Below are 3,189 nucleotides of genomic sequence, written 5' to 3'. Positions count from 1 at the left end.
CAGGAGGAGCCGCCTCTGGCGAGCGAGGCGGCGAGCGAAGACTCAGGGGAAGCGGCGGCGCTGCGGCGGAGCACCCCGGCCCGGCTGCGGCGGCGGCTCCGCGGGGATCTCGACACGATCGTGGCCAAGGCGCTCAAGAAGCGTCCGCAGGAGCGCTATGCCTCCGTGACCGCCCTGGCCGAGGACATCCGGCGCTACCTGCGCCACGAGCCGATCGGCGCACGGCCGGATACGGTGGCCTATCGCACGGCGAAGTTCGTTCGACGGAACCGTGCCGGGCTGGCGATGACCGCGGCGATGATCCTGCTGTTCGCCGCCCTTGTCGGCTTCTACACCATGCGGCTGAGGGCGGAGCGCGACCGGGCGCGGCGAGCCGCGGACAAGGCGGCCAAGGTGAGCGCGCTACTCACCGACCTGTTGACCGGTGCGGACCCTTTTGCCACCCGCCCTCCGACAGAACCGACGGTGCGGGAGGTCCTCGACGCCGGCGCCCGGCGCGCCGAAAAGGAGCTGGCCGACGAGCCCGAGCTGCGCGCCGAGATGCTGATGGTGATCGGTCGCACCTATTACAGGATGGGCGCCTACGATACGGCTCGCCCGCTGCTGGAGGAGGCGCTTTCTGTCGCACGGCGGGCGCATGGGCCGGCGCACGAACAGGTAGCGGAGGGCCTGAACGAGCTGGGCTTGCTGTTGGACACGCAAGGCGACCCCGCCGCCGCCGCGCCCCTGCTTGAGGAGTCGCTCGCCATCCGACGCCGGCGGCTCGGCACGTACCACAAGGACACGGCCATAAGCCTGGCGGAGCTCGGCCGTATCTACGTGCACCAGGGGCTCCTCGATCGTGCCGAGCCGCGCCTCCTGGAGGCCCTGGAGATTCGAAGGAAGGTCTTGGGGCCGGAGCACCGCGAAGTCGCCACGAACCTGGGCGACCTGGGCCTGCTCGCGCGGGATAGGGGCGACATGGCGGCCGCGGAGACGTTCTTCCGGGAATCCCTCGCCATCAATCGCAAGGCGCTTGGAGACGCGCATCCCAACGTGGCCGCAGCCCTCAGCAACCTGGGACTCGTGATCGCCGAGAAAGGCGAATACGCGGAAGCCGAGTCGTTGTTTCGGGAGGCGGTGGCCATGAGCCGCAAGACGGTCGGCGACAGACACGATACCGTGGGAATGCAGCTCAACAGCCTCGCTTGGCCCCTGCGAGAGCAGAAGAGGTTCGAGGAGGCGGCTTCCGTCATGGAGGAGTCGATCCGGATCATCCGAGCCGCGCTCGGCAACGATCACCCGTATGTCGCCCATTTCACCCTCAACCTGGCGCGCGTCCATCTGGAAGGGGGCCAGCCGGAGCGGGCCGAATCCCTGATTCGGCCCGTACTGGAGGCCCGCCGGCGAACCCTGCCGGAGGCTGATTCGCGCATTGCCCTCGCCGAGAGCCTGCTGGGAGGGGCGCTCTTCGCACGCGGGCGCAACGCGGAGGCGGAGCCGCTGTTGCTTCATGCCCATGACGTCTTGAAACGTACGCCGGGCCTCGTGGGTCAGCGCGAAGCCAAGACGACCGCTGCCCGCCTCGTCGCTCTCTACGACGCCTGGGGCCGGCCGGAAAAGGCGGCTCCGTTCAGGCGCCACTGAGGTCTTGGCATTCTCTATCTGGACACTGCAAGGCGCCGTGAACGCTGCCGAATCAGCCTACTTCACCAGCGACACACCTGGACGACGCAGGGCTTGCTGCCGGTGTTCTAAGGACATCGTGCTCGGTCGCTTCACGGACCGCGGACGCTGACTATTCCAGCCGGGAAGCCGCCGCGCGCACCTCATCCTCGGTGAACGCGGCGAAGACGAAGGGCAGCGCCTGGACGGCGTCCCGGAGCTGCTCGAGGGTCAGGCCGCGCTCCGCCAGTCGGCGTCGGTCCACGAAGAACTGGCTGTTCTCGGCGCCGTAGTGCGTGACCAGCCGGCCCTCCGGGTCGAAGCGGTCGTGGAGGCGCTTGACGACGTCCTCGGCGTAGTGGCGCCCGTCGGCGGGCGGCTCGGACGGCATGCCGTGATCGGCGGTGATCGCCACCACGTAATCCCGCCCGGCCTTCCGATCGAGCACGGCTAGGACCCGGGCGATCTGTCGGTCGGTCTCGGCCAGCCCGGCCCGCAGCTCCGCGGAGTCTGGGCCGTACGCGTGCCCGATGAAGTCCGGGACCTTCAGGTTCACGAACACGAGGTCGGTGACCTCGTCTTGGCCGATGGGCTCGTGCTCCAGCAGCGCGACCACGGCGTCGCCCTCGAACGTCGCGAAGGGCGCCGTCCGCCGGACCGCGTCGGCATCGGCGCTCGCGTGACCCATCCAGGTGCCACCGTCCCGCTCCCACACCGACCGGCTGTCGAGAGAGGCATGGCTCTCGGGCAGACGGAAACAAGCTGGGTCGGTCTGCCAATGACCCGACGCCGCGTCGTAGGCCGCATAGAGCGTCGATCTCGCGCCGAGCAGACAGGCGCCGTGACCGGCGAGACTGCCCGCGCGGCCGATGCTGACCTGGGTGGCGATGATCGCCTGGCCGTCCGTCTCGACGTTCCACACGTCGGCGAGTGCCAACGCCATCAGGTTGCGCGGCGACAGACCCCGGAAGAGCTCGACCTCCTTGCCGGACGTGCGGTCGAAGATCGTATTGGTGACGATGCCATGGCGGCGCGGGTCGGTCCCCGTGGCGATCGTCGCGTGACCCGCGGTCGTGATCGAGGGCGCGTGCGTCACGCGCGCCTGAACGAAGGAGGCGCCCTCGCGTCTCAGGCGAGTGAGCTCGGGCAGATCAGCCGCACGCCGATCGAGGTAGTCCGCGCGCATGCCGTCGAGCACGATCAGCAGCATCACTCGCGGAGGGCGCGCGCCGGTGACCAGAGCCTGACCTTGGGGCCGCCCGGTCGCGCCCGGGAGAACGACGCCGAGCATTCGAGCCAGCGTCGGAGCCATGTCCTGCTGCGCGACCGGCGCGCTGAACACGCCCTTGCGGACGTGGCCGGGACCCCAGAGGAGGAACGGGATGTGCACGTCATAGCCCCACGGGCTGCCGTGCATGAACGCGGTGCCGCGGCGCGTGATGAACCCGCCCTTCTTCGGCACCAGTGCGATCTGGCCGCTGCGGCCGGGATAGTAGGCCCGCGCGAACATCTCGAGCGCGCGATCGCGGTCGGCGCTGCGGGCCG

At 69.6% G+C, this 3,189-nt stretch carries 2 protein-coding genes; one reads left to right on the top strand and one right to left on the bottom strand.

What is annotated here, in order from left to right:
- Positions 1–1,626: tetratricopeptide repeat protein (locus tag VFX14_17570; GenBank protein ID HEU5191499.1), on the top strand; the 1,626-nt coding region annotated here is incomplete at its 5' end.
- Between the two features lie 151 nt (positions 1,627–1,777).
- On the opposite strand, the gene VFX14_17565 is transcribed toward VFX14_17570, so the two are convergent.
- A partial coding sequence (locus VFX14_17565) for an alkaline phosphatase family protein (GenBank protein HEU5191498.1) occupies positions 1,778–3,189 on the bottom strand: 1,412 nt, incomplete at its 5' end.

Source organism: Candidatus Methylomirabilota bacterium (genome assembly GCA_035764725.1).
Taxonomy (GTDB): domain Bacteria; phylum Methylomirabilota; class Methylomirabilia; order Rokubacteriales; family CSP1-6; genus DASRWT01.
Note: the sequence above shows the minus strand (reverse complement) of the source record. Positions and strands in the feature narration are given on the sequence as shown.